Origin of the sequence: Actinomyces culturomici, from assembly GCF_900499005.1 — a bacterium.
GTDB lineage: Bacteria > Actinomycetota > Actinomycetes > Actinomycetales > Actinomycetaceae > Pauljensenia > Pauljensenia culturomici.
Map to the genome: position 1 here is coordinate 1 of NZ_LS991333.1, position 871 is coordinate 871.

Genomic DNA, 871 nt, shown 5'->3' on the forward strand with positions numbered 1-871 from the left:
ACCTGACTCGTGCAACTTTGGTGCTATTTGCGTATTTGGTGGAGTGTTTGTGCTGGTCAGTGGGTATTGGGTTGGATGGTTTGGGTCACTTAAAGGGCGTTTAGAATCGGGGTTATGGCCCCGTTTGTCCGCAAGGTCCGCAATGGTGGTGGCACTGCCGTGCAGATTGTGGAAAAGGTTGGGCGGACAAACCGCGTGGTCGAGCATGTGGGGACCGCTCATGATGAGGCAGAGCTCGCAGCGTTGGTTGCGGCGGCCAGGGAGCGTCTTCATCCCGATCAGGGCGTTCTCGATGTGTTCGCTACAGGCTCTTCGGCTCCGGGCGTGATCGAGGCGAAGAGATCACGCTGGTTGTGGGAAGCGCTGGAGATGGCGTATGCGGCACTCGGGTTCGACAGTGCGGTTGGGGATGAGGCGTTTAAGCAGCTCGTGTTGGCGCGGATTGTGGAGCCGACCTCGAAGGCCGACACTCTGAGGGTGCTCGATGAGCTTGGTGTGGAGCACGCGAGCCTGAGGACTCTGTTCAACGCGTTGGAACGCATTAACCGGGACGGCTACCGGAACCGGATCGCCACAGCGTGTTTCCACCACGCCCTGTCGGGCGGGGACCTGTCTCTGGTCTTGTACGACGTCACGACCTTGTACTTCGAGGCGGAGAAGGAAGACGAGCTTCGAAAGGTGGGGTATTCGAAGGAGCGGCGCGTGGACCCCCAGATCGTGGTGGGCCTGCTCGTCGACCGGGCCGGCTTCCCCCTGGAAGTCTCGTGTTGGGAGGGGAACAAGGCGGAAACCCAGACGATCCTGCCGACCGTCAAAGCTTTCCAGGAACGCCACGGCGCCCACGACATGGTGGTGGTCGCCGACGCTGGCA

1 protein-coding gene is annotated in these 871 nt (G+C 61.0%); it reads left to right on the top strand.

Features of this window, described 5'->3' with window-relative positions; all coding sequences use genetic code 11:
- Positions 1-114: 114 nt before the first annotated feature.
- Positions 115-871 (top strand): IS1634 family transposase (locus DY157_RS11850; RefSeq protein WP_160159542.1); only part of this gene is annotated, 757 nt, incomplete at its 3' end.